The organism is Streptomyces johnsoniae, from assembly GCF_031845565.1.
GTDB lineage: Bacteria > Actinomycetota > Actinomycetes > Streptomycetales > Streptomycetaceae > Streptomyces > Streptomyces johnsoniae.
Map to the genome: position 1 here is coordinate 120,937 of NZ_JAVREV010000022.1, position 20,464 is coordinate 141,400.

Sequence of the window (20,464 nt, forward strand, 5' to 3'; positions counted from 1 at the left end):
CTGTATGCATCGATGCGTCCCTCGCTCAGGCGCTGACCAGGATGGTGTACAGGACGGGGAGGGAGGCCATGCCGATGGTGGCCGCGCCGACGCGCACCAACTCCCCGCGGGTCTCGTCGAGATCGCCCGCGATGCCCTGGCGGCGTGACTTCGCGGCGCGGGCGATGGCCTCGACGAGGAAGTAAGCGCAGACGAAGAAGCCGATCAGCCAAGCCAGCGCCAGGAACATGCCGAACTTCGATTCCAGCAACGGCGCGAACGGCCCGAAGCTGGGGCTGATCCCCTCGAACGGATTGAACTGCTCAGCCAGATACACGAACCAACTCCCCTTCCGGGAGCGTGGACAGGACGGATGCCATGGCCGCGCAGGCGTACAGCCACGCGGTGTGGGTCGCGGGCCTGATCCGCGTGTGGTCGACCGGTCCGCCGCCGGCCAGCGCCGGGTCATACGGGATCGGCACGGCGGCGGCGCAGCGTTCGGCGAACGCGCCCACCACGGCCTCGCGCAACGCCGGAACTCCCCGTGTGGGTGCCGGGTCGGACACCAGGGCCACGCCGCGTTCCTTCAGGGCCCCTGCGCCGAGCACGTCACCTTCCAGGGCGTCGGCCATCCACAGCGCGGCCGAGGCGGTGTCCTCGCGGGCGGTGGTGGTGAGGGCGATGAGGTCCGCGCACCGGGCGGCGGCCAGCCAGTTCGAGGCGCGGATGTTGTTGCCGGAGTCGATGAGGACCAGCTGGTAGTAGCGGCGGAACAGCTCATGCAGCCGATCGAACGCGGGCGCGTCGACCTGACCGGTGACCTGCGGCCGTTCGTCACTGGCCAGGACATCGAAATGCGCCGGGCCCTGTCCGCGGACGAAAGAGCCGAGGTCCCCCAGCCGCGCCGCCGGAGTCTCGAACAGGTGCAGGTGCCCGAGCAGTTCGCGTGCGGTGTTGGCGTGCCCGGCCCGGAGGGCGCGTTCGCCCAGGGTGCCGCGGGTCTCGTTGTTGTCGATCGCCACCACGCCGCCGCCGCGGTGGACCCCGAAGGTCCGGCCCGCCATCAACGCCGCGGTGGTCTTCCCTGCCCCGCCTTTCGGGTTGACGAAGACGATGGTGCGTGGCCCGGCGAACGACATCTGCACCGCCCGCAGCGCGCTGTTCCACCCCCGCTCGGCCGCGGACGGCACGGGCGAGACCCGTCCTCCCGACCACCGGTGCACGCGCCCGCGCCACCCCCACCGCGGTGCAGCCGAACGCGCGTGCTGCCGCCGCACGGATGCGGCGAAGTCTCCGGGCCCTGGGGGTGGTTGAGGTGTCGTTGCCGGCTGCGGTGGTTGGTTGCCGTGGGGTGTGACGAGACGGCTGGCGGCTGAGGAACGGAACGACGCGGCGGTCATCGGCTCCTCGCGCGCGGTGTCGGCCACGCTGGGCTCCTTGCTGCTGAACGGTGTGATGACGTGGGGAACGGGGCTGCGCTTGAACCCGGCGGGTATCGGCAGCCGCAGCACCCAGCAGCCGTCGGCACGTCCGACCGCCACGGTCCGCTCCAGCCAGGCGTGGGTGGCGTCTTCGCGCGCCCAGATCCGCACGCCCGCCCGGTCCGTCTGTGCGGTGAACCGGTCGAAGCCGGCCAGGCGGATACCCGGCTCCCAGGCCCGCACCGGCACCTCCGCCGGCAGCGGACCGACGAACCCGGCCTCACGGGCCAACTCCGCACGCTCCCCGGCCAACTGCTCCAGCGCACGCCCACGCCGGTCCGCCGGAACGGCCGCGCGAATGGCCGCCCGCCACACCGTTTCGGGCATGCCCGGGTCGGCGGCCACCGCGAGCCGGGCCGCGGCCATCAGCGCCTCACCCGTCACCGCCCCCAGACCGGCCGGAGCGTCGCCGGGGATCGAGGCCCCGTACAGCTCGGACACCCCTGCACGGGAGGGCTCCGCGTGACGTCCGGGAGCGGGTGTGCTTTCGGTAACTTCGTCCGGGCGAACGAACGACCGAACGCCACAACCGCTGGTCACCATGGCTCCAGACACACACGCCATAAACGTCACCAGAACCATCCTCCGACTGACACCAGTCAATGCCCGCACTCCCTTCACGTTCGTTTACGCTCAGGGACCATAACGCGCAGGTCTGCGCGAAAGGTGCGCAAGCACCGGAATGACGCCCCGATTGGGCGAGACCCTGGAAGGACCCACACGTGAGGAAGTTCGGCTGTCTCGGCACGACGCTCATCGCCCTGGCGGTACTGGCCCTGGTCATCTCCGGCCCCGGCGACGACCAAGCCACCGCCAACCCACCCGGGCTCGCCGCACACGCCCCGATCCCCGACGCCTACCGCCAGCTGATCAATACCGCCGCCGCACACTGCACCCAGACCAGCGCCCCGCTCCTGGCCGCCCAGATCGACACCGAATCCAACTGGAGCCCACGAGCCGTCTCACCCCAAGGCGCGCAAGGACTCGCCCAGTTCACCCCGGACACCTGGGAACGCTGGGGACGGGACACCGACGGCAACGGACACGCCTCCCCCTTCGACCCCGCCGACGCCATCGACGCCCAGGCCCGCTACCTGTGCCACCTCGCCGACGACCTGGCCGACCTCCCCGGCAGCCCCGTCGACAACACCCTGGCCGCCTACAACGCCGGCCCCGCCGCCGTCCGCACCCACAACGGCCCGCCCCCGTTCCCCGAAACCCAGACCTACATCCGCCGCGTAAAGGAACGCATCCCCCGCTACCAAACAGCCCTCAGCACCCACACCGGAACAGCCCGCGACTGCACCTTCACCCTCACCCGCCAAAACCCCCGCACCTGCCACCAGGCCATCGAAGCCGCCCGCCGCGAAGCACACTCCGCCAGCCTCGCCTGGCACCGCCGCTGCCTGGCATTCACCGCACAGGCCTACGGCTGGAGCGCCTCCGGCGAAGCCACCGCCAACGTCGCCTGGGACCGCGCCCTGGCCACCGGCACCGCCCACCCCCACGACACCAACCCACCCGCCGGCGCCCTGCTGTTCTACGACAACGGCGACACCGCCGGCCACGTCGCACTCCACCTCGGCGACGACCAGGCCGCCACCAACGACATCGCCACTCCCGGCCGCATCGACATCGTCCCCCTGAACGACCTCACCGACGGCCGCTGGAACCTCACCTACCTCGGCTGGGCCCCACCCGACTTCCCCCACGCCACCGGCAGCACGAGCGACGTCGGCTGAACCCGCGCCCCGCCTGCACCATCCACACCCGTGAACGGCGATAAGGTGCCACGGCACGAAGGAGACAACCGCACCGGAAGGGGGCAACGCGCCCATGCCGACCCCGCACACGAACCACCCGGCCACGCAACGACGCACCCTCGCCGAAAAACTCAAACGCCTGCGCGACATGAAAGCCCCGCCCGGCGAACCCCCACCCTCCTACGAGATCACCGCCCGCCAGATCACCCAGACCACCGGCGTCAGCATCTCCGGCCCCTACTTCTGGGAACTGGTCACCGGCCGCACCACCAACCCCAAACTCCACCACCTCCAAGCCCTCGCCCGCTTCTACCACGTCCCCATCGCCTACCTCGCCGACGACCACACCGACCACCACCAACTCGAATCCGAACTCCAACTCCTCCACACCCTCAAACACAACGGCACCCACACCATCGAACTCCAGGCAACAGACGGAGAAAGCGCCGACCTCGCCACCGTTCAACGCCTGCTCGGCAAAGTCCGGCTGCTGGACGACTTCGGCGACGAGGAAACACGCGAAGCGGCCATACGGCTCAGCGCACTCGAACCGGCCCACCGACCCCAACTGCTCGACGCACTGGAGAACGAACGCGTACGCGAACTGACCCTCACCGCGAACGCCCTCGACGACGACCGCCGCGCCACAGCCGCCCACACTCTCGGCCAGCGTGACCTCCTCGACGCCCTCGCCGACGACGACATCCAACGAGCCGCCGTAAGCCTCTCCCAGCTGACCCCCGCCAGCCGTCAAGCCGTTCTCGCCCTCATCGACCACCTGCGGCAGGTCGAGGGCACCGGAGAGAGCTGAAGTGCGTCCATCACCGAGGAGCCCGGGCGGCCATCACAGCGTCGGCCCCTGTGCGCCCACACCGTCGAGCCGCAGAAGAGCCAGCACCGCTGGCAGTCGTCGGGGCGCTGTCGCCCCATCATGCGGATCGGGTGCCCGGAAGCGGCTGTGCGGGGACGGGTGACTCGTTCACCGCGATTCCCATGCTTCGTGTCGCCGCCCGCCTTCGCGGTACGGAGGCCCGCGAGGGGACGCGAACACCGCATCGGAGCGCCGGAGCGCGCCGTCCACCGCCTCCACCCCGCAGGTACGCCGACGGCTCGGCCGTTCGGCCCGGGAACCGCGTGCGTTTGATCAGCCTTTTGGCGTGCGGGAGCGAGCCATCCGGGCTGCGAGGCGGCGGGGCGCGTGGTGCACGGCGGTTGCGTAGAGCCGGAAATGCCGACCGGCAACGCTGCGTGGCTTCCCGCGCCGCAAATCCCTCATGGCCCGATCGACGACGTGGTCCACGGACAGCCAGATCCAACCGGGAACGCTTTCAGCGCGCGGCGCCCCGGTCTCGGTGAACCCCGGGCACACCGCGAGAACGCGAACACCGTGCGGCGCGAGGTCCAGGCGCAGGGACTCGCTGAAGTGGATGAGCCAGGCTTTCGCGGCACCGTAGGTGCCCGCCGGGACCAGGCCGGCGACGGATGCGATGTTGAGAATGGCCCCATTTCCGCGGGCGGTCATACCGGGGATCGCGGCGTGCGTTAGCCGGAGTGGGGCGCGGACGAGGAGGTCGAGCATGCCTTCCTCGTCCGCGAGCGGGCTGCGCGGGTACGGCTGCGAGAGGCTGTGACCGGCGTTGTTGACCAGGACGTCGACGGTCGAGGTGCGCAGGTATGCCTGCACCGCGGCACATCCGTCAGGGGTGGCCAGGTCCGCGCTGAACGTTTCGACACGAACGCCGTGACGGTCGTGGAGCCCGGCGGCAGTCCGGTCGAGTCGGGAGCGGTCACGAGCGACGAGGACCACGTCGTGGCCGTCGGCGGCGAAGCGGCTGGCGAAGCCCAGGCCGATACCGGAGGTACCTCCGGTGATCAATGCGGTGGCCATGTGAGGCGTCCTTGACTCGTGGAGATGGCGGGAAACGGGGAGACTACGGCACCTGCTCGGGTCTCGCGGTGGCACTGGACATGGCGGGCCAGTAGCGGGCCACCGCCAGGAGCAACGCCGCGTCGGCACGTTCGAGCCCCGGCAAGGGATGCGGCTCGGTGGCGGCTTCTCCGGCAAGTTTTGCGCGCCTGGCCTGCCCCAGCGCGCCGGCCAGCGCCGCGGCTGACGCGTCGTCGGCCGGGATACGGAGCTTCCGGGCCCGTTCCGTGGCACGCTCATGAGCGTGCGGGGCGAGATGGGATTGCAGGTGGAGGATGGCATCGTAGATTTCGATGGTCTGCCGGTGGGCCTGGAAGGCGAGGGGCACGCGGGGGCGGAGCAGCTGGTGCAGGCGCGTGGGCTGCGGCGGGACCAGCGCGACGGTGGGGACCGCTGTGGACAGATCGCGCCACAGGGGCCACAGAACCCATACGGCACGGGCTTCTCGAACGAGTCGGGCGCCCCTGCCCACGGTCGGCACCAGCAGGGTGAACGCCCGGCTGGCGCCGTGCACGTTGATGACCACTGTCAGCCATGGCCACGCTTCAGGGATGCGGACGTAGAGGTGGACGAGGCAGCCGGCCCAGTAGCCGAGCGCCAGGATGCTGCCAAGCGCGAACAACCGCAGGGACCATGCCAGGTCACGGTCGTCGGTGCGCGCGCTGTATCGAACGCACAAGACCACAACGACGGCATCGGCGATCAGGTGGGAGGCACAGACGATCAGCCAGTAGGCCGCGGAGGGCTCTGCGGGGTGCCCTGCGGCCGGGATGGCGGGGCCCGGGTAGTCGCCTCTGGCCAGGCCCATGCCCACCAGGGCGATCAGGGTGCCGGACAGTGCGGCGGCGATGATCAGCCGCGCCCGGCGCGGGTGGGCCGATTCGACCACGAACAGCAGCATGAGCCCGGCGGCGAGGACACCGATGATGTTGCGGGACAGCGTGACGGCATGGGCATCGCCGGTGACGTCGACAGCCCAGTCGACGGCCTCCGGCTGGAAAAGCGTCGTGGCGATCGCGGCCGTCAGGATGGCGAGCCACAGGCCGCGTTGCTGTCGTTCCTGCCATGCGGGCCGGGCCCGGATGATCAGCGCGGTCCACATCAAGACGATGCTGCAACGACCGATGTGGTCGGCCCATTCAGTGACGGTCATCAGCCCTCACGCCGAACAACGCGCGCAAACGGCCGAACCCCTCGCCGCTGGGCGCTTCCCGCCTGCGGCGCATGAGGGTGGCGAGCACTTCGGCTTCCTGCTCCTCGGCGCTGGTGTAGCTGGTTCGCGTCATCAGGCGTCTGACCAGGTGAGGTTGGAGCCCGCTGAGCAGGGCGCCCAGCTCCCCGCCCAGACCATCATCCCCGTCATGCCCATCGGCCTCTTCCGCCTGCCCGCCGCCGCTGCCGTGCGGAGCACGGTGGTGAGCCACCAGCATGTGGGCGATCTCGTGCAGGATGATGTGTTCCCGGTGCAGCGGCGCGGTTCGCGCCTCATAGAAGACGAAGTCCGCATCATCCGTGCCCAACCACAGACCGCATACCCCTGCACGCGCCACCTGCCCCGGCAACTCCATGAGGACCAGTGGCCGGCCCCGTAGGGTCTCCATCCAGCGAACGATGGATTCCAGGGAATAGGGCCGGGGGACGCGCATGACATTGAGGATGTTCTGGCAGCGAGCCCGCAAGTATGTGTATTCGTGGGCTGTTGTCATCTGCTGCTCCAACTCGTCCCCCCGTACAGGGCATCGACGGAAAGCGCAATCACTCACCTCACCCTTTCCCCTGCTCCCCGGGTGACTCCGAAGGCCGCTCGTCTCGGATCGGCCTGCCCGACATCGCGTTCACCACCGCCAAGATTGCTTCGAGGTGCGCATCCGAGAGGCCGTCGGCTCGGGCAGCGAGAGTCCGCACCTTGCCATTCCCGAGCGCCACGGCAAACTCCATTTGGCGCCGCACTTTTTGCGAGACCTCCGCATCCGTGAAGTAGTCCCGGGTGACACCGAAAAACTCGGCGAGCGTGTGCAGGTGCTCCCCAGTTACATTCTGCTTCCGCCCGGTGGCCAGCTCCCACAAGTACGTGCTGGAGAAGGAGCGGCCGGTTGCTTGTTCGATCTCTCTGGTCATCTCCTTGTAGCTGGGGCGTCGCCTGTTTCGGTAGTACGCAGAGATGATTGTTTCGAGGCGCTGGGCCAGTGGCGATGACTCCGAGTCGGTGTCGTGAATGTCGCTGACCACGTTCCCGCTCCCTGGTAGGCGCAACCGTCGACGGCATCTCGTCATCGCGGATGAAAGATTCGCGTTCTCTTATACAGCCATCCGCCGGGGCTGACAACGGGAGGCCCCCTCGACATGTTGTGCGATTGTGGGGGTCGCAGGTCACCTAGTTATACGTGGTCGATGGCCGCCACGCGAAGCGGTCGTTTGCGCCGACGCGCAGCGGACAGATTGACAGGGCTCTATCCGCTCGCTAAGTTTCACGCCAATGCGATCACGTCGACAGGGCCCGTGGCAGGGGTCTGTCGGAACCGTCCGCGACGGAGAGCACTTTGAACGACAGGCTTAGTTCGTCACCCAGGGCAGCGGCGGGTCGCTTGGCGGACACGTCGGACAAGCGGTCAAGACTCCCTTTTGAACTGCGACTCAAAACACGCGGGGGCGCCCAAGTGATCCTCACGCTTTCTGGCGATAACTGGGTGGCCACCGTTATGGATTCTTCCGGCGCCGTCCCTTCGACGCGGTCAAAGGAAGTGGACCGGAAGACGCTCGCCGCCGCCTGCTGGTTGATGCCGAACCTGTCTCCAGCGCTTATTGCCGAGGTATTCGGACTGAGTGATGAGGCCGGATAAAGGCTGCCCGCCAGTGGCCACCCGGTTGTGATCGGTCCGACGTAGCCGCGCCTGTTCGGGTCGCTAGGGCACGGATGCCCAGGACGCTTGGCGTGCGAGCCATCAGCCACCGCCTCCGGCCGCAGACGGCGCCTGACGCCGTGTTGCGGACCCACCTGGGTTGATGAGGACGACCAGGAGATGGTGTCTATCTCGCCCTCGGTGACGAGTTGCGAACCCACCTAGGTTGATGAGGACCCCAGCAGGAAGCGGTGAACTTCGGGCCGGCGATGTTGCGAACCCACCTGGGTTGATGAGGACCGGCTGCCGGCAGCGACGTGCCACTGCCGCGCAGGTTGCGAACCCACCTGGGTTGATGAGGACCCAGCGGACCAGCCCGGATGACGCGCGGCGGCTGGCGTTGCGAACCCACCTGGGTTGATGAGGACTTCTATGCCTGGAGGAGGCTGCCATGTCCGATGTGATCGGGTTGCGAACCCACCTGGGCTGATGAGGACCGGAGATCGACCGCCCGATGCCGGTGGTCGTGATCGTGTTGCGAACCCACCTGGGTTGATGAGGACCTCCCACGTCGTGACGGTCCCGGCCGGGGTGGTGCTGTTGCGAACCCACCTGGGTTGATGAGGACCTTCGATCTGGCAGCGGAGCTGCTGCGCCGCCTGGACGAGTTGCGAACCCACCTGGGTTGATGAGGACGGCCACCGCCGTGAAGAACACCCGCATCCACCAGACGGCGTAGCGAACCCACCTGGGTTGATGAGGACGCCACCCCGCGGTCGCCGAGGCGCTGGCCGAGATCCGGTTGCGAACCCACCTGGGTTGATGAGGACTGGCGGCGCTTCGGCCGCACCGAATGGCAGCCGCTGAAGTTGCGAACCCACCTGGGTTGATGAGGACCCGGCCACATCCACGGTGAGGACGGATGCGAGGGCTGGTTGCGAACCCACCTGGGTTGATGAGGACGTCGGCGGCGGCGACTACCCGCACCCGGGGCTGCTGTTGCGAACCCACCTGGGTTGATGAGGACCCTGTCTCTCACGTCAGACGGTCAGGACTACTACGCGGCGTTGCGAACCCACCTGGGTTGATGAGGACCACAGGCGTGTACCGACTCCAGTACGACCCGGGCGTGTTGCGAACCCACCTGGGTTGATGAGGACAACCGCCGCCCGCGCCGCGGCGGACCTCCGCACCATCCGGTTGCGAACCCACCTGGGTTGATGAGGACCTCTGGCCGCGGCCCGTGACATTGCGATCGAGCAGGAGTTGCGAACCCACCTGGGTTGATGAGGACCCGTCATCCCGGTCCGATCGGTCGTCAAGGACGTCGCGTTGCGAACCCACCTGGGTTGATGAGGACCTGCCCTACGTAGCGGAGGAACGAGTCCGTGAGCCAGTTGCGAACCCACCTGGGTTGATGAGGACGTCGGACTACTGCGCGCAGGTCAAGGGCGCCACCGAGTTGCGAACCCACCTGGGTTGATGAGGACGCAGGTCCTCGGGCGCGCCCACCTCGCCGACAGCCCCGGTTGCGAACCCACCTGGGTTGATGAGGACGGGCGGTGTTCCATCGTGCCCACGATGCGGAACGCGCGTTGCGAACCCACCTGGGTTGATGAGGACGTGGACGAAGGCGCCGAGGTGAACGCCACCCGCGAAAGTTGCGAACCCACCTGGGTTGATGAGGACCACCGCGGCCCGCAACCCCCCGCCGGACGGCCCAGTTGCGAACCCACCTGGGTTGATGAGGACTACGGCGGGTCTGCGACGATGAGGTCGGCGGTGATGCGTTGCGAACCCACCTGGGTTGATGAGGACCGGCGAGGCGAGGACCGCTTCATCTCCCTGTACCGGGTGTTGCGAACCCACCTGGGTTGATGAGGACGTGTCAGATTGAACGCATGACGCAGAAGACACCGGCGTTGCGAACCCACCTGGGTTGATGAGGACCCGAGGGTAAAGCCTCAGGTCATGGCCGCCGTGGGGACTTGTTCGGAGTCGAGTTCTGCAGCGACTCGTCGGTAATGCATCAGTGCTGGTCACAGACTTGCGCCCAGGGGGGTGCGGTTCTGTGTCGCTGTGATTGTCAGTACCTCCGGCTAGCTTAGGCGACCCGGTCCTCTGGGTGACGGGAGCGCTGAGCGGTGTGGTGCGCGCTCTTATATCACAGTACGAGAAGTTTCGGGAAGTTTGTCGTGAATCATTCGCCTCGCTCTCCGCGCTTCGGTAGTGTCCGCTGTGGCCACTCTCCGCGAGTAGTGGTCGACAACGCGTTGCGGCGACAGAAAGGTTGGGGGTGCGGTGCGAGTCAGGGTGGATGTTGATGTGAACGTGCCGAGTCTGCCGTGGGACGACGTCCACGGGCCGGCGCGGGCGGTGGTGTACGGGCTGATCGGCAGCCAGGATGCGGAACTGGCGCGCTCGCTCCATGACGAGGGATGGAAGGGGCATCGGCTCCGGCCGCTGGGGCTGACGAGTCCGCAGTTCCGTGGGGCGCCGCGCAAGAGCGGTGTGTACACCACGTCTCGTAACGGTTCGCTCTGGTTCGGGTCGCCCGTGCCCGAGATCGCTGCTGCCCTGGTGGCCGGGCTGGCCGGGCAGGCGGAGATCATCTGGGGGACGGCTCGTCTCAAGGTGCGCGGATTCGCTCTGGACTTCGACGTGCCGTCGGACGCGGGAGTGGCCGAGTTCGCGACGGCCACACCGGTGATCCTGAAAGATGAGCGCCGTTACCTGCTCCCAGGGGACGAGGGGTATATCGAGCGGTTGCAGCACAATTTGGAGCACAAGGCCGACGTACTTGGTCTGCCGCGTCCCCGGCACCTGCGTCTCCTGGAGGCGGGGCCGCGTCGGAGGTTCACGGTGCGGGGGGCGCCGAGGATCGGGGCGCGTTTGCGCGTGGGGATGGACGCGGACGCGCGATTCGCCCAGGCGTTGCGCTCCTGGGGTCTCGGGTTGGACACCGTTCAGGGGTTCGGGTGGGTCCGGTGAGCGCAACGGAGACCGTGACCGTGGCGGCCTTCGCGCCGCTGTCAATGACCAGCCATCCGCTTCAGAGGGCGGGAGCATGGGCCGTGGCGGTGCTCGCGGGCCGTTCCGTTCCCCGTGAGGTAACCGCTGGGGATCTCGACACGGTCGCCGAACGCCTGGTGAGGGACGCCAGCACGGCCGCCGTGGCCGACAAAGACGCTTCGGTCTACGACTGGTGGAAAGTCCTTTACGCCCTTTACCCGAACGCGGCAGCCACGCACAGCAAACGTTCCAAGGACCGGGCGGTCCTCGCCGGGGCGATCGCCGAGCTGTTCGTTCCGGACAGGGGAACGGACGCCCAGAGGTATCCCTGCACGTTTTGCGGCACGCCGTCCTCCGTGGTGTGGACGAAGATGAACCTGCCGATGTTCGACACGAACAAGGCGCTGAACACCCTGCCGCCCGGAGTCCCCGGCTGGCCGGTGTGCCGGGGGTGCCGGGTGGCCGCGTGGGCGCTGCCCTACGGTGCGTGGGTCACCGCCGGATCGGCCACCGTCTTCTCCTGTGCGGTCGAGGACGCGGAACGACGGTTCGCCGAGCGGAACGTGCTGCGGGCCCGGCGTCTCATGCAACTGGGTTTCTCCAAGTTGCCGGCCGGGGCCCGGCCCGAGCTGGTCGTCGTGCACGCCCTGCGTCACGCACGTGTGGAGTTGTCCGCCACCACCTTGTGGAGTTTCAAGAACGACAACCAGGAGCCGTGGCTGAGGGTGTCGCGTACTCGTCGTGCCGTTCCCCGGTTCCTGGCGCTCGTCGAGGGCAATGCTCCGCTGCGCCGCGGGTGGCGGCGGCTGGAGCTGGGCCTGACCCGCCGTGACGAAAAAGGCGCGCTGGTCGCGTGCGGTCCGGACGAGGCCGCGCGCCTGTTGTTCGAGCCGGAGGACGGCCGCAGCCGGTCGTTGCTGCGTGAGTTGCACCGGATGCTTCTGAACCCCCGCCGTCCCATGAGTCCGCAGCACCGGAATGACATGAGCCGGCTCGCCTTCACCTATGCCGAGGAGGTTTTGGACATGGAGCCTGATCTGAAGCCGGTGGCGACCATGGTCGCCGACTGGATCGAGCACGGGGACGGCAGTCCTCGTGGGCGCTGGGCGGAGTTCGAGACCGCGCATCTCCACGCCTACAAGCTGGGTTTGGTGCTCACCCTGGCCAAACGCCGCCTGTTCTTCGCCGGGCGTCATGTCGCGGCCGGTCCCGACGACTGGCGTCCGTTCATCCAGCGGCGCCCTAGGAGTTGGGAGCATCGCATGCTTCTGGGGATCGCCGTCGTGAGCATGTTGCAGGAGCGCGGCGTCTCGGTGCACGGGGCATCCGCCGATCCGGAGGAAGAAGAGCACACCGAGCACCTCCTGTCCCAGGCCCCGTTCGGCACGGACCAGGACGACTACGACGGAATGGACGCGGCGTAATGGCTTACCTCGCAGGCAAGTTGGTGCTCTCGGTCCGGGCGGGTGCGCCCAACAACGGCAAGGGGGAGGCGACCACGGGGCGGGTCAAGCGGGCGCGTTTCCGCGGCGGGCTCTACCCCTACATTTCGGCCCAGGCGGTGCGCCGCTGGGTGCGGGAGAGCATGGTGGAGCTGGGGACCATCCCCTCTCCCGTCACCCGGGTCGGGAAGGCGCAGAACAAGGCGCAGAAGGCGAACACAGCGGCCGATCCGGTCCGCTATGCCGACGACGACCTGTTCGGGTATATGAAGGCCGGCTCCAGCAAGGACAACGCCGCCACCACTCTGCGGGACAGCCCTTTCCTGCTGGGCACCTTGATGGCGGTTGAGCCCTCCTACCCGACCGAGGACTACGGCGTGATGGCGCGCGGCGTTATCGAGCCGGTTCTGCACGGCCACGACTTCTACACCGCCGACCTGGCGGCGCCGCTCCTGCTCGACATGCCCAGGATCGGAACGTTCACGCTCCCGGGTGATGGCGGCGTCGGGCGGCCCAACTACCTCAGCAAGGAGGACGCCCTGAAGGTGGCGGAGGCGGTTTCGGCCGGGGCGGCACCCGTGACGTTCCGCGATCAGCCGGCGGTGCGACTGCCCATCGAGGAACGCCGTACCCGGGCGGCGCTGCTGCTGGAAGCTCTGGCCCACCTCAGCGGAGGCGCCAAACAGGCCCTGCACTACGGGGATCGCGTGCCCGATCTCGTCGTCCTGGTCCCGTTCAAAGGCGGCATCAATCCGCTGGCGCACTGCGTCGACGGCGAGGAGGGCTTTGGCCTGCGGGTGCGTGGCGACGTGCTGCGCAAGGAGTTGGAGGCGTGGGCGGGGGAGTGGGAGTCGCCCGTGCGGATCGGCTGGCGGCCGGGCTTCCGGGACGAGGTGCGGGAGGCGTTCGCGAAGGAGTGCGCCGCGGAACTGGCGGACGGGACGATCGTCGTCGACCACCCGCGCACGATCCTGCGCGGCCTGGCGGACGACTTGCGCACGGGGGCGCTGGACGCCTGGTTCGACGACCCCGTGCGTGAGGTCGTGCGGTGACGGGCGTGTCCGGTGAACGTCTGGCGGCGTGGCGGGCCGAGTTCTACGCACCGGTGGCGTCGTTCCGCGATCCGCTTTTCCCCGGTCTCAGTCACGGACTTCCCCTGCCTCCTCCCTCGACCGTGCGAGGGCTGCTGGCCGCGGCTACCGGGCGACCGGCGGAGGACGTGCCGTTCGGAATGTCGGCGTGGGCCGAGGGCTCCGGTGTCGACACGGAGACCTACCATCCCGTCGCGGCCGGCGGCGCCAACCCGGCAGTCTCCGGGCGGGTGCGTGCGGTGAAGGGCGGAATGACCATCAGGGACAGGCCCTTCCTGGTCGGCCTCCACCTGACCGTGTGGCTGCCGGGCCCCGAGGGCGGACGCATCGCCGATGCCCTCCGACGGCCGCGGTGGGCGCTGCGCTTGGGACGTTCGCAGGACGTCGTGCACCTCCGAGGAATGAAACGCGTGGAACTGGAGCCGGCCGAGGAGGGACGCGTGGGGCACACGCTGGCACCGGCGAGCGGACACGACATCGGCTCGGCCCAGGAGCACCGGATGGCGGCCAGCGTCTCCGCCGACCGGTTGACGACCCGCTGGGCGGACTACCTGTGGTGCGACATCCCCGCCGGGGTGGCACGGCTGCGGGGCGCGTACCGGGAGGTGGGCGGGCCGCGGGATCGGGAGGACGCGATCGCCGGGGCGGCGGGGAGCTCGGAAGGGGAGCAGGCGGTATGGCTGCTGACGCCCTGAACTCTTCCCCCGCCTCCCGGGTGCCCGCACAGCAGCGGCCCGCCCCCAGAACGCTCGCCGACATCCGTGCCAAGTCGCGCCCGAAGAAAGACCCCGAGCGGTTGACGACGCACTCGCTCATCGTCCGCGACACCGTCGACCAGGTCGAGGCACGAGTCGCCAACGCCGGCGTGATCGCCGCCGACCTGCGGTTCTGGACCTGCGTCCGCCGTGCCGCCCTGCTGCACGACACGGGCAAGGTCGCCGAAGGCTTCCAGCGGCAGGTCAGCCCCGGCGGGCTGGCCTGGGGCCAACGGCACGAGGTGCTGTCCCTGGCCTATGTCGACCTGCTCGCGACCGCGGCGGACTGGAGTGACACGGAAAGGCTGCTGGTCGGAGCCCTCGTCGCCACCCACCACCGCGCGCTGCACCCCTCCGCTTCCGCTGTCTCCCCGGGGAAGGCGAGCCTTCAGCAGCTGTACAACGCCCAAACGGACTGGGGGGAGGCGTTCACGCGCACTCCGGCGCCCGATGGCACCGCCGTCGTTCAGGTCCCCCGGGCGTTGCACCGTGAACTACTGGCCTGGCTCGCCGGGGTGTTCGCCACTGACCCGCCGCCCCATACCGCCGAGGGGCCGACCCTGGCCGAACGTTCCCGCGACCTGCTCGGCCGACTGCTGGAGACGTGGAGCCAGCCGGTGAAGCCCGAGCACGGTCTGCTGACCGTCCTGGCCCAGGGGGCGCTCACCCTCGCCGACCGTGCTGGCTCCGCACACAGCCGCCTCCAGACCCACATGCCGCTGCCGACCGACTATTTCGCGAGCTTCCCGCATGAGCCGTACCCGCATCAGGAGCAGGCCGCCACCACTGACGGTCACCTCATCCTCGTCGCCCCCACCAGCAGCGGGAAGACCGAGAGCGGGCTGGCCTGGGCCGCCCGCCAGTTGACCGCCATGCCCGGCCTGCCCCGCTTGGTGTGGACGTTGCCCTACCGTGCATCGCTCAACGCTGCCCGCAACCGTTTCCGGCGCAGCCTCACCCCCATGCCCGGCGAGCGGACCGCCGACATCGGGCTGTTGCACGGCACGGTCGCGCACACTCTGCTCAGCCAGTTGACCGAGGACGACTGCGGCCTGCCCCGCAGTGGCGCCACGACCGAACAGGCCCGGCAGGCACGCCTGCAAGCCGACGCCATGCGGCTGTTCGCGCAGCGTATGCGGGTCTCTACTCCTCACCAGTTGCTACGCGCGGCCATCGCCGGTCCCGCGTACTCTTCCGTTCTCCTCGAACAGGCCAACTCCCTGTTCGTCCTCGACGAGCTCCACGCCTACGAGCCCGAGATTTTCGGCAGGCTTTGCGCGGCCATGCGGTTGTGGGAACGTCTCGGCAGCCGTGTTGCGGTGCTGTCGGCCACCCTTTCTTCGCGCATGATCGCTCTGATCGACGACAGCCTGACCCGGCCGGTGACCTGCCACCGCGCCCCGCCGGGCACGAGCCCAGTCCGGCACCGGCTGGTCTTGGACGCTAGCCCGCTCACCGAGCCCGGCGGGCTCGACCGCGTCCGCGAGTGGGTCGGCCAGGGGCACAGCGTCCTGGTCGTCGTCAACACGGTGGCGACAGCCCAACGCGTCTTCGCCGACCTCGCCAACGACGCACGCGACGCTCTCCCCGGCGACCCCTACGCGGCCCTGCTGCTGCACTCCCGGTTCAAGAACCGTGACCGCGACGCCCTCGAACGCGCCCTGCTGGCCCGGCACCCGGAGCGCCGACCGGACGAGCGGGCGCCCCGGGGCGGGCTCGTCGTCGCGACCCAGACGGTGGAGGTGTCCCTCCAACTCGACCTGGACCGGGGCGTGGTGGAAGCCGCGCCCGTCGAGGCCGTGGCCCAGCGCGCCGGGCGCGTCAACCGCCGCGGTCGGCACCCCGACAGCCCCGTCGAGTTCCGCGTGCACCGTGCGGCCGCCCACCTGCCGTACGAGCCCGGTGCCATGGACGCTGCCTGGAGCGCCCTCACCAGCATCGTGGAGGAAGGCGCCGACGCCCTGAGCGAGCAGGACATCGAGCGGCTTCTTGAACGGGCGTACGCCACCGCCTGGGGAAAGGAGTGGGAGGACACCGCGCGCGCGGCGCGCGACGAGTTCGAGGCCACGTTCCTTACGTTCACCGACCCCCTCCACGACCGCGGCGAGTTCGCCCACGCCCTCAGCGAAAAGCTCGATGGTGTCGACGTCATCCACCGTGACGACGTGGACGAATACCGAGCGCGCACCACCGGCAGAAACGGCGATCCTCTGCTCGCCGCCGGCCTGCTCATCCCACTTCGCTACCGGCAGCTCAAAACGTTCAACGCCTACTACGACCGCACCCTGCGTGTGCACGTCGTCGACGGCACCTACGACCCCGCCACCGGCCTGGCGCCCCCGGCCGAACCGGAGACGATCCTGTGAGCAGCATGCCCGGCGACCCACACCGAGACGAAAGCCAACTCGGCGGCGTTCACCTCAAATACCTGCATCACTGCCCCCGTCAGCTCTGGCTCTACAGCCGCGGCTACCGCCCGGAAAGGGGCAACGAACTGGTCGCCCTTGGCGAGACCGTCGACGAGACCACCTTCACCCGCCGCCGGGACGTCGACCTCGGCGAAGCCAAGATCGACTGGGTCACCACCGGCGCCATCGTCCACGAGACCAAGTCCTCCCGTGCCCCCAGCCCGGCCCACGCTGCCCAGGTGCGGCACTACTGCCTGCTGCTGGAACGTCGCGGCATCACCGTCCGCGGCGGCATCGTCCACTACCCCCTCATCCGCCGGACCACGGATGTGCCCTGGGACGCCACCGCCCGCGCCCAGGCCGAAACGGACGAAGCCCGCGCCCGCGCCGTCATCGCCACCGACACCACCCCGGAACGTTTGCCACGCTCCCGCTGCCGCAGCTGCTCATACACCGACTACTGCTGGGGGGACTGATGCCCGCCGTAGGCCGCACCTACTGGCTGACCGAACCCTGCCGCATCCGCCGTGAGGACAACAGCGTCCGCATCGAACGCGCGGACAGCACTCCGGTCCGCATCCCCATCACCGACATCCGCGACCTGGTCGCCTTCGACCACGTCGACATCAATACCTCCGCGCTTTCCCTCCTCAGCCGCAACGGCGTGACACTGCACGCCCTCGACCACTACGGCAACCACGCCGGGCACTTCGCCCCCTCGGAGTCCATGACCTCGGCGAGCGTCATCCGCCGACAGGTCGAACTCACCGCCGACCCCGACCAGCGTGCCGCCGTCGGCCGCGCCCTCGTTCTCGTAACAGCGGAGAATCTGCGCTGGGCCCTGGACACCGACCTCCTCGACACCGCCCTGAACGCCCTGCGGACGGCTCTGCCCGACTGCAAGGACAGCGACTCCCTCATGGGCCATGAAGGCAACTACCGCCGTACCGGCTGGGCCGTCCTCGACACGATGCTCCCCGCCTGGCTCCGTCTCAACGGACGCACCCGCCGCCCACCGACCAATGCGGGCAACGCATTCGTCAGCTACCTCAACGCGCTGGTCTACGCCCGGGTCCTGACCGCCCTGCGCACCACGCCCCTGCACCCGGCCATCGGTTTCCTCCACGCCGATACCGACCGCCGCCGCAACACCCTCGCCCTCGATCTGGCCGAGCCCTTCAAACCCCTCTTCGCCGAACGCCTACTCAAACGAGTCGCCGGCCAGCGAGCCTTCAAAGCCTCCGACTTCGAGACCGAGGTCGGCCGGGCTTCCCTCAGCAAGGACGGACGCAAGAAGGTCGCCGCCTTGATGCGGGAGGAACTGGCCACGACCGTTCATCACCGCTCGCTGAAGCGCAAGGTCAGCTACGAGGAACTGATCCACCTCGAAGCACTGAAACTGGTCCGGCTCTGCCTCGAAGGGCGCCCCTACAAGCCGTTCAAGCCCTGGTGGTGAGCGGTATGTTCGTCATCCTCGTCTACGACACCGCCGCCAAGCGCAACCCGAAGGTTCTCAAGACCTGCCGCAAGTACCTGCACTGGACCCAGCGCAGCCTTTTCCAGGGCGAGCTGACCACCGCCCAATACCGAGCCCTGACCGCCGCCCTGCGCAACGTCATCGACCCGACCCACGACAGCATCGTCACCTACACCGCCCGCTCACCGGAATTCGTCGAGACGACGACACTGGGTGTCCGCCTGGGCGGATCGGATGACATCCTCTGATCGGTTCGCTGTAAGGACTCGGCGTCTTTCGAATCGCTGTAAGGACTGGGTGTAGTTTAATGAGTCAGCGGAATCGGACTGGCGCATAGAGACACGTCTCTTGGCCTAGCCGTTTCCGGGCCAGCTCACCTATAGGCTGACGGGCGACGCAGCCATACGAAGGGGCAAACTGCGCATGAAAAATCGGATCGACTCACTTGTGTGTTTGGTGTTGGGCACACTTCTTATCCTGAGATCGATTTTCCCGAGTGGAGGTGTGGACCTCACTGCATGGTGGAGGTGCCTATGGCAGAAGGCACGATGAGCGTCACCATCGTGGCAGGCAGGTGCACCGTGAATGCGGGCGCCTACTGAGGTATCCCACTAGGGATGATGATGTGCGGAAGACTCCTGGTCCGTACAGATTTCCATCTCGAACGAGGTGATTTTTCGGGACCTCAGCGGAGTTGATTACGCAGTATAGCCTTCTGCGTTGAGGTTCCGGCGACGCAGGTGTGCGCGGTACTCGGTCTCGCTCAATCCGGTGCAGGACCCGTCGCGGGCAACGTGTCGGTGCCGGCTTCGTTGCCGACTGTTCGCATCTCAAGATCACCAAGTGTGGAAAAGATTCCTCTCCGCCGTCGCGTGAAAGTGCCGACCGGATAAAATCTGGTACAGCCTTTGTTTGGTCTTCGGACACAGAAACGGATTGGCGAGCGCCGGGCAGCCAGCGAGTAACACCCCGCCCCCGTCTGCTCCCAGCGTGGTGCGATGGCCGAAAGCAGGGAGGAACGGCGCCGATCTGATCCGGCCCCGCCTGCATCGGCCGCAAAGTTGCAACCCACCTGGGGTGATGAGGACCACGGCGCGGTGGGGCTGGCCCGCGGTGCCGGAGTTGCGAACCCACCTGGGGTGATGAGGACCGCCAGGGCGCCGAGCTCGACCAGGCCGGCGCGCGAGCGTTGCGAACTCACCTGGGGTGATGAGGACGTGTTCGTGTCCATGCGCTTGCCAGAGACGGTGGTCATGTTGCGAACCCACCTGGGGTGATGAGGACCCGCCGGCCACCGCCCGGTGCAGGACGCCCTCGCTGCGTTGCGAACCCACCTGGGGTGATGAGGACCGGACAGGCCGCGATCGACCTGACCACCCAGCAGTGGTTGCGAACCCACCTGGGGTGATGAGGACCTGCCCGACGTGCGGTGCGCCTCATCGACCACCACCAGGTGTTGCGAACCCACCTGGGGTGATGAGGACAGGCGAGGTCCCGGCCGGCCAGCTCGGGGAGCGCGGGTTGGGAACCCACCTGGGGTGATGAGGACAGGCGAGGTCCCGGCCGGCCAGCTCGGGGAGCGCGGGTTGCGAACCCACCTGGGGTGATGAGGACAACGGCCGCCTGGGTTGGTTGCCCGCCCCGCGGACTCGTTGCGAGCCCACCTGGGGTGATGAGGACCGTCTACTTGGGCAGGGAGCGCACCCCCCTTTCGCCCTCGTTGCGAACCCACCTGGGGTGATGAGGACGCCGGTGCGGAGGACGGAGCGGGCAGTCGGACGTGTTGCGAACCCACCTGGGGTGATGAGGACACGGCCCGGCCGGGGACGACTGGGAGGTACCGGTCCCGTTGCGAACCCACCTGGGGTGATGAGGACCGCGTCGTCGTCTTCGGCACCACGGGCGCGGGCAAGTGTTGCGAACCCACCTGGGGTGATGAGGACCTGCACCGCGTGATGGGCGAACTGCTGGACCTGCTGGCGTTGCGAACCCACCTGGGGTGATGAGGACCACCACGTCCCCGTAAGAGTCGACGTTGCCGAACACGTTGCGAACCCACCTGGGGTGATGAGGACGTCCCTGCTTTTCGGCGTCAGCGGCTCCTTCAAAAGTTGCGAACCCACCTGGGGTGATGAGGACGGGCCACGGCCCGCGCCCGGGGGTGTCGACGGTCAGCCGATTCCCCACCCTCCGTGTTCACGTAATTCCCCACCCCATGGCCAGGCTGTGGTGCTCGATGGGAAAGAGGGATGGGGCAGACGGAGGAGTGGGGGAACGTCAGCTGTCCGG

At 68.3% G+C, this 20,464-nt stretch carries 16 protein-coding genes and 2 CRISPR repeat arrays; of the genes, 10 read left to right on the forward strand and 6 right to left on the reverse strand.

Translation table 11 applies throughout. The features are described from left to right. Positions 1-25 precede the first annotated feature (25 nt). Positions 26-316, reverse strand: a complete 291-nt coding sequence (locus tag RM779_RS30155) for a hypothetical protein (RefSeq protein WP_311620966.1) — start codon at positions 314-316, stop codon at positions 26-28. After that, positions 303-1,901 carry a MinD/ParA family ATP-binding protein gene (locus RM779_RS30160; protein ID WP_311620967.1) on the reverse strand — a complete coding sequence of 533 codons (1,599 nt, stop codon included), beginning with the start codon at positions 1,899-1,901 and terminating at the stop codon, positions 303-305. Before RM779_RS30160 ends, RM779_RS30155 begins: the two co-directional genes overlap by 14 nt. A gap of 281 nt (positions 1,902-2,182) precedes the next feature. On the opposite strand from RM779_RS30160, the gene RM779_RS30165 reads away from it, so the two are divergent. Together RM779_RS30165 and RM779_RS30170 are read left to right on the forward strand one after the other, a co-directional pair. Beyond that, the gene (locus tag RM779_RS30165) at positions 2,183-3,202 is read left to right on the forward strand and encodes a lytic transglycosylase domain-containing protein (RefSeq protein WP_311620968.1); all 1,020 of its coding nucleotides are present in this window, start codon (positions 2,183-2,185) and stop codon (positions 3,200-3,202) included. 94 nt (positions 3,203-3,296) lie between these two features. After that, the gene (locus RM779_RS30170) at positions 3,297-4,034 is read left to right on the forward strand and encodes a hypothetical protein (protein ID WP_311620969.1); all 738 of its coding nucleotides are present in this window, start codon (positions 3,297-3,299) and stop codon (positions 4,032-4,034) included. Positions 4,035-4,367: 333 nt separating this feature from the next. Here the strand turns inward: RM779_RS30170 and RM779_RS30175 are convergent, their stop codons facing one another. Genes RM779_RS30175 through RM779_RS30190 form a run of 4 tightly spaced genes read right to left on the reverse strand, consistent with a single transcriptional unit; the run spans position 4,368 to position 7,379 of the window. After that, entirely contained in the window at positions 4,368-5,111 is a 744-nt protein-coding gene (locus tag RM779_RS30175) for an SDR family NAD(P)-dependent oxidoreductase (protein ID WP_311620970.1), read from the reverse strand. Between the two features lie 43 nt (positions 5,112-5,154). Beyond that, the gene (locus tag RM779_RS30180) at positions 5,155-6,303 is read right to left on the reverse strand and encodes an MAB_1171c family putative transporter (protein ID WP_311620971.1); all 1,149 of its coding nucleotides are present in this window, start codon (positions 6,301-6,303) and stop codon (positions 5,155-5,157) included. After that, a complete protein-coding gene (locus RM779_RS30185) occupies positions 6,290-6,856 on the reverse strand; it encodes a regulator component (protein ID WP_311620972.1) in 567 nt (188 codons plus the stop codon). The genes RM779_RS30180 and RM779_RS30185 overlap by 14 nt, the downstream gene beginning before the upstream one ends. Before the next feature lie 58 nt (positions 6,857-6,914). Continuing rightward, complete coding sequence (locus RM779_RS30190; RefSeq protein ID WP_311620973.1) at positions 6,915-7,379, reverse strand: hypothetical protein; 465 nt, start codon at positions 7,377-7,379, stop codon at positions 6,915-6,917. A gap of 753 nt (positions 7,380-8,132) precedes the next feature. Then, positions 8,133-9,940: direct repeats of the CRISPR family, unit length 29 nt; unit sequence GTTGCGAACCCACCTGGGTTGATGAGGAC. 363 nt (positions 9,941-10,303) lie between these two features. Here RM779_RS30190 and cas6 point away from each other — a divergent pair. The 8 genes from cas6 to cas2 are packed head-to-tail and all read left to right on the forward strand — an operon-like array spanning position 10,304 to position 18,423. Next, positions 10,304-10,981, forward strand: coding sequence for a CRISPR-associated endoribonuclease Cas6 (gene cas6, locus RM779_RS30195; protein ID WP_311620974.1), 678 nt, complete (start codon positions 10,304-10,306; stop codon positions 10,979-10,981). Beyond that, entirely contained in the window at positions 10,978-12,426 is a 1,449-nt protein-coding gene (locus RM779_RS30200) for a hypothetical protein (protein WP_311620975.1), read from the forward strand. Before cas6 ends, RM779_RS30200 begins: the two co-directional genes overlap by 4 nt. Continuing rightward, the gene (gene cas7i / locus RM779_RS30205; RefSeq protein ID WP_311620976.1) at positions 12,426-13,496 is read left to right on the forward strand and encodes a type I-B CRISPR-associated protein Cas7/Cst2/DevR; all 1,071 of its coding nucleotides are present in this window, start codon (positions 12,426-12,428) and stop codon (positions 13,494-13,496) included. The genes RM779_RS30200 and cas7i overlap by 1 nt, the downstream gene beginning before the upstream one ends. Before the next feature lie 5 nt (positions 13,497-13,501). Further along, the gene (gene cas5, locus RM779_RS30210) at positions 13,502-14,230 is read left to right on the forward strand and encodes a CRISPR-associated protein Cas5 (protein ID WP_311620977.1); all 729 of its coding nucleotides are present in this window, start codon (positions 13,502-13,504) and stop codon (positions 14,228-14,230) included. Continuing rightward, positions 14,212-16,656, forward strand: a complete 2,445-nt coding sequence (gene cas3 / locus RM779_RS30215; RefSeq protein WP_311620978.1) for a CRISPR-associated helicase Cas3' — start codon at positions 14,212-14,214, stop codon at positions 16,654-16,656. The genes cas5 and cas3 overlap by 19 nt, the downstream gene beginning before the upstream one ends. Positions 16,657-16,661: 5 nt before the next feature. Beyond that, positions 16,662-17,174 (forward strand): CRISPR-associated protein Cas4, encoded by a 513-nt coding sequence (locus RM779_RS30220; RefSeq protein WP_311620979.1) that lies wholly within the window; start codon positions 16,662-16,664, stop codon positions 17,172-17,174. Continuing rightward, positions 17,174-18,154, forward strand: a complete 981-nt coding sequence (gene cas1b, locus RM779_RS30225; RefSeq protein WP_311620980.1) for a type I-B CRISPR-associated endonuclease Cas1b — start codon at positions 17,174-17,176, stop codon at positions 18,152-18,154. The genes RM779_RS30220 and cas1b overlap by 1 nt, the downstream gene beginning before the upstream one ends. A 5-nt stretch (positions 18,155-18,159) precedes the next feature. After that, entirely contained in the window at positions 18,160-18,423 is a 264-nt protein-coding gene (cas2, locus tag RM779_RS30230; protein ID WP_311620981.1) for a CRISPR-associated endonuclease Cas2, read from the forward strand. A gap of 811 nt (positions 18,424-19,234) precedes the next feature. Further along, positions 19,235-20,315: a CRISPR direct-repeat array (repeat unit 30 nt; unit sequence GTTGCGAACCCACCTGGGGTGATGAGGACC). Positions 20,316-20,464 lie beyond the last annotated feature (149 nt).

Coding starts and splice junctions, on each gene's coding strand:
- cas1b (WP_311620980.1), top strand. CDS start 17,174: ATGCCCGCCGTAGGCCGCACCTACTGGCTGACCGAACCCTGCCGCATC.
- RM779_RS30220 (WP_311620979.1), top strand. CDS start 16,662: ATGCCCGGCGACCCACACCGAGACGAAAGCCAACTCGGCGGCGTTCAC.
- RM779_RS30175 (WP_311620970.1), bottom strand. CDS start 5,111: ATGGCCACCGCATTGATCACCGGAGGTACCTCCGGTATCGGCCTGGGC.
- cas2 (WP_311620981.1), top strand. CDS start 18,160: ATGTTCGTCATCCTCGTCTACGACACCGCCGCCAAGCGCAACCCGAAG.
- RM779_RS30180 (WP_311620971.1), bottom strand. CDS start 6,303: ATGACCGTCACTGAATGGGCCGACCACATCGGTCGTTGCAGCATCGTC.
- RM779_RS30170 (WP_311620969.1), top strand. CDS start 3,297: ATGCCGACCCCGCACACGAACCACCCGGCCACGCAACGACGCACCCTC.
- cas3 (WP_311620978.1), top strand. CDS start 14,212: ATGGCTGCTGACGCCCTGAACTCTTCCCCCGCCTCCCGGGTGCCCGCA.
- RM779_RS30185 (WP_311620972.1), bottom strand. CDS start 6,856: ATGACAACAGCCCACGAATACACATACTTGCGGGCTCGCTGCCAGAAC.
- cas7i (WP_311620976.1), top strand. CDS start 12,426: ATGGCTTACCTCGCAGGCAAGTTGGTGCTCTCGGTCCGGGCGGGTGCG.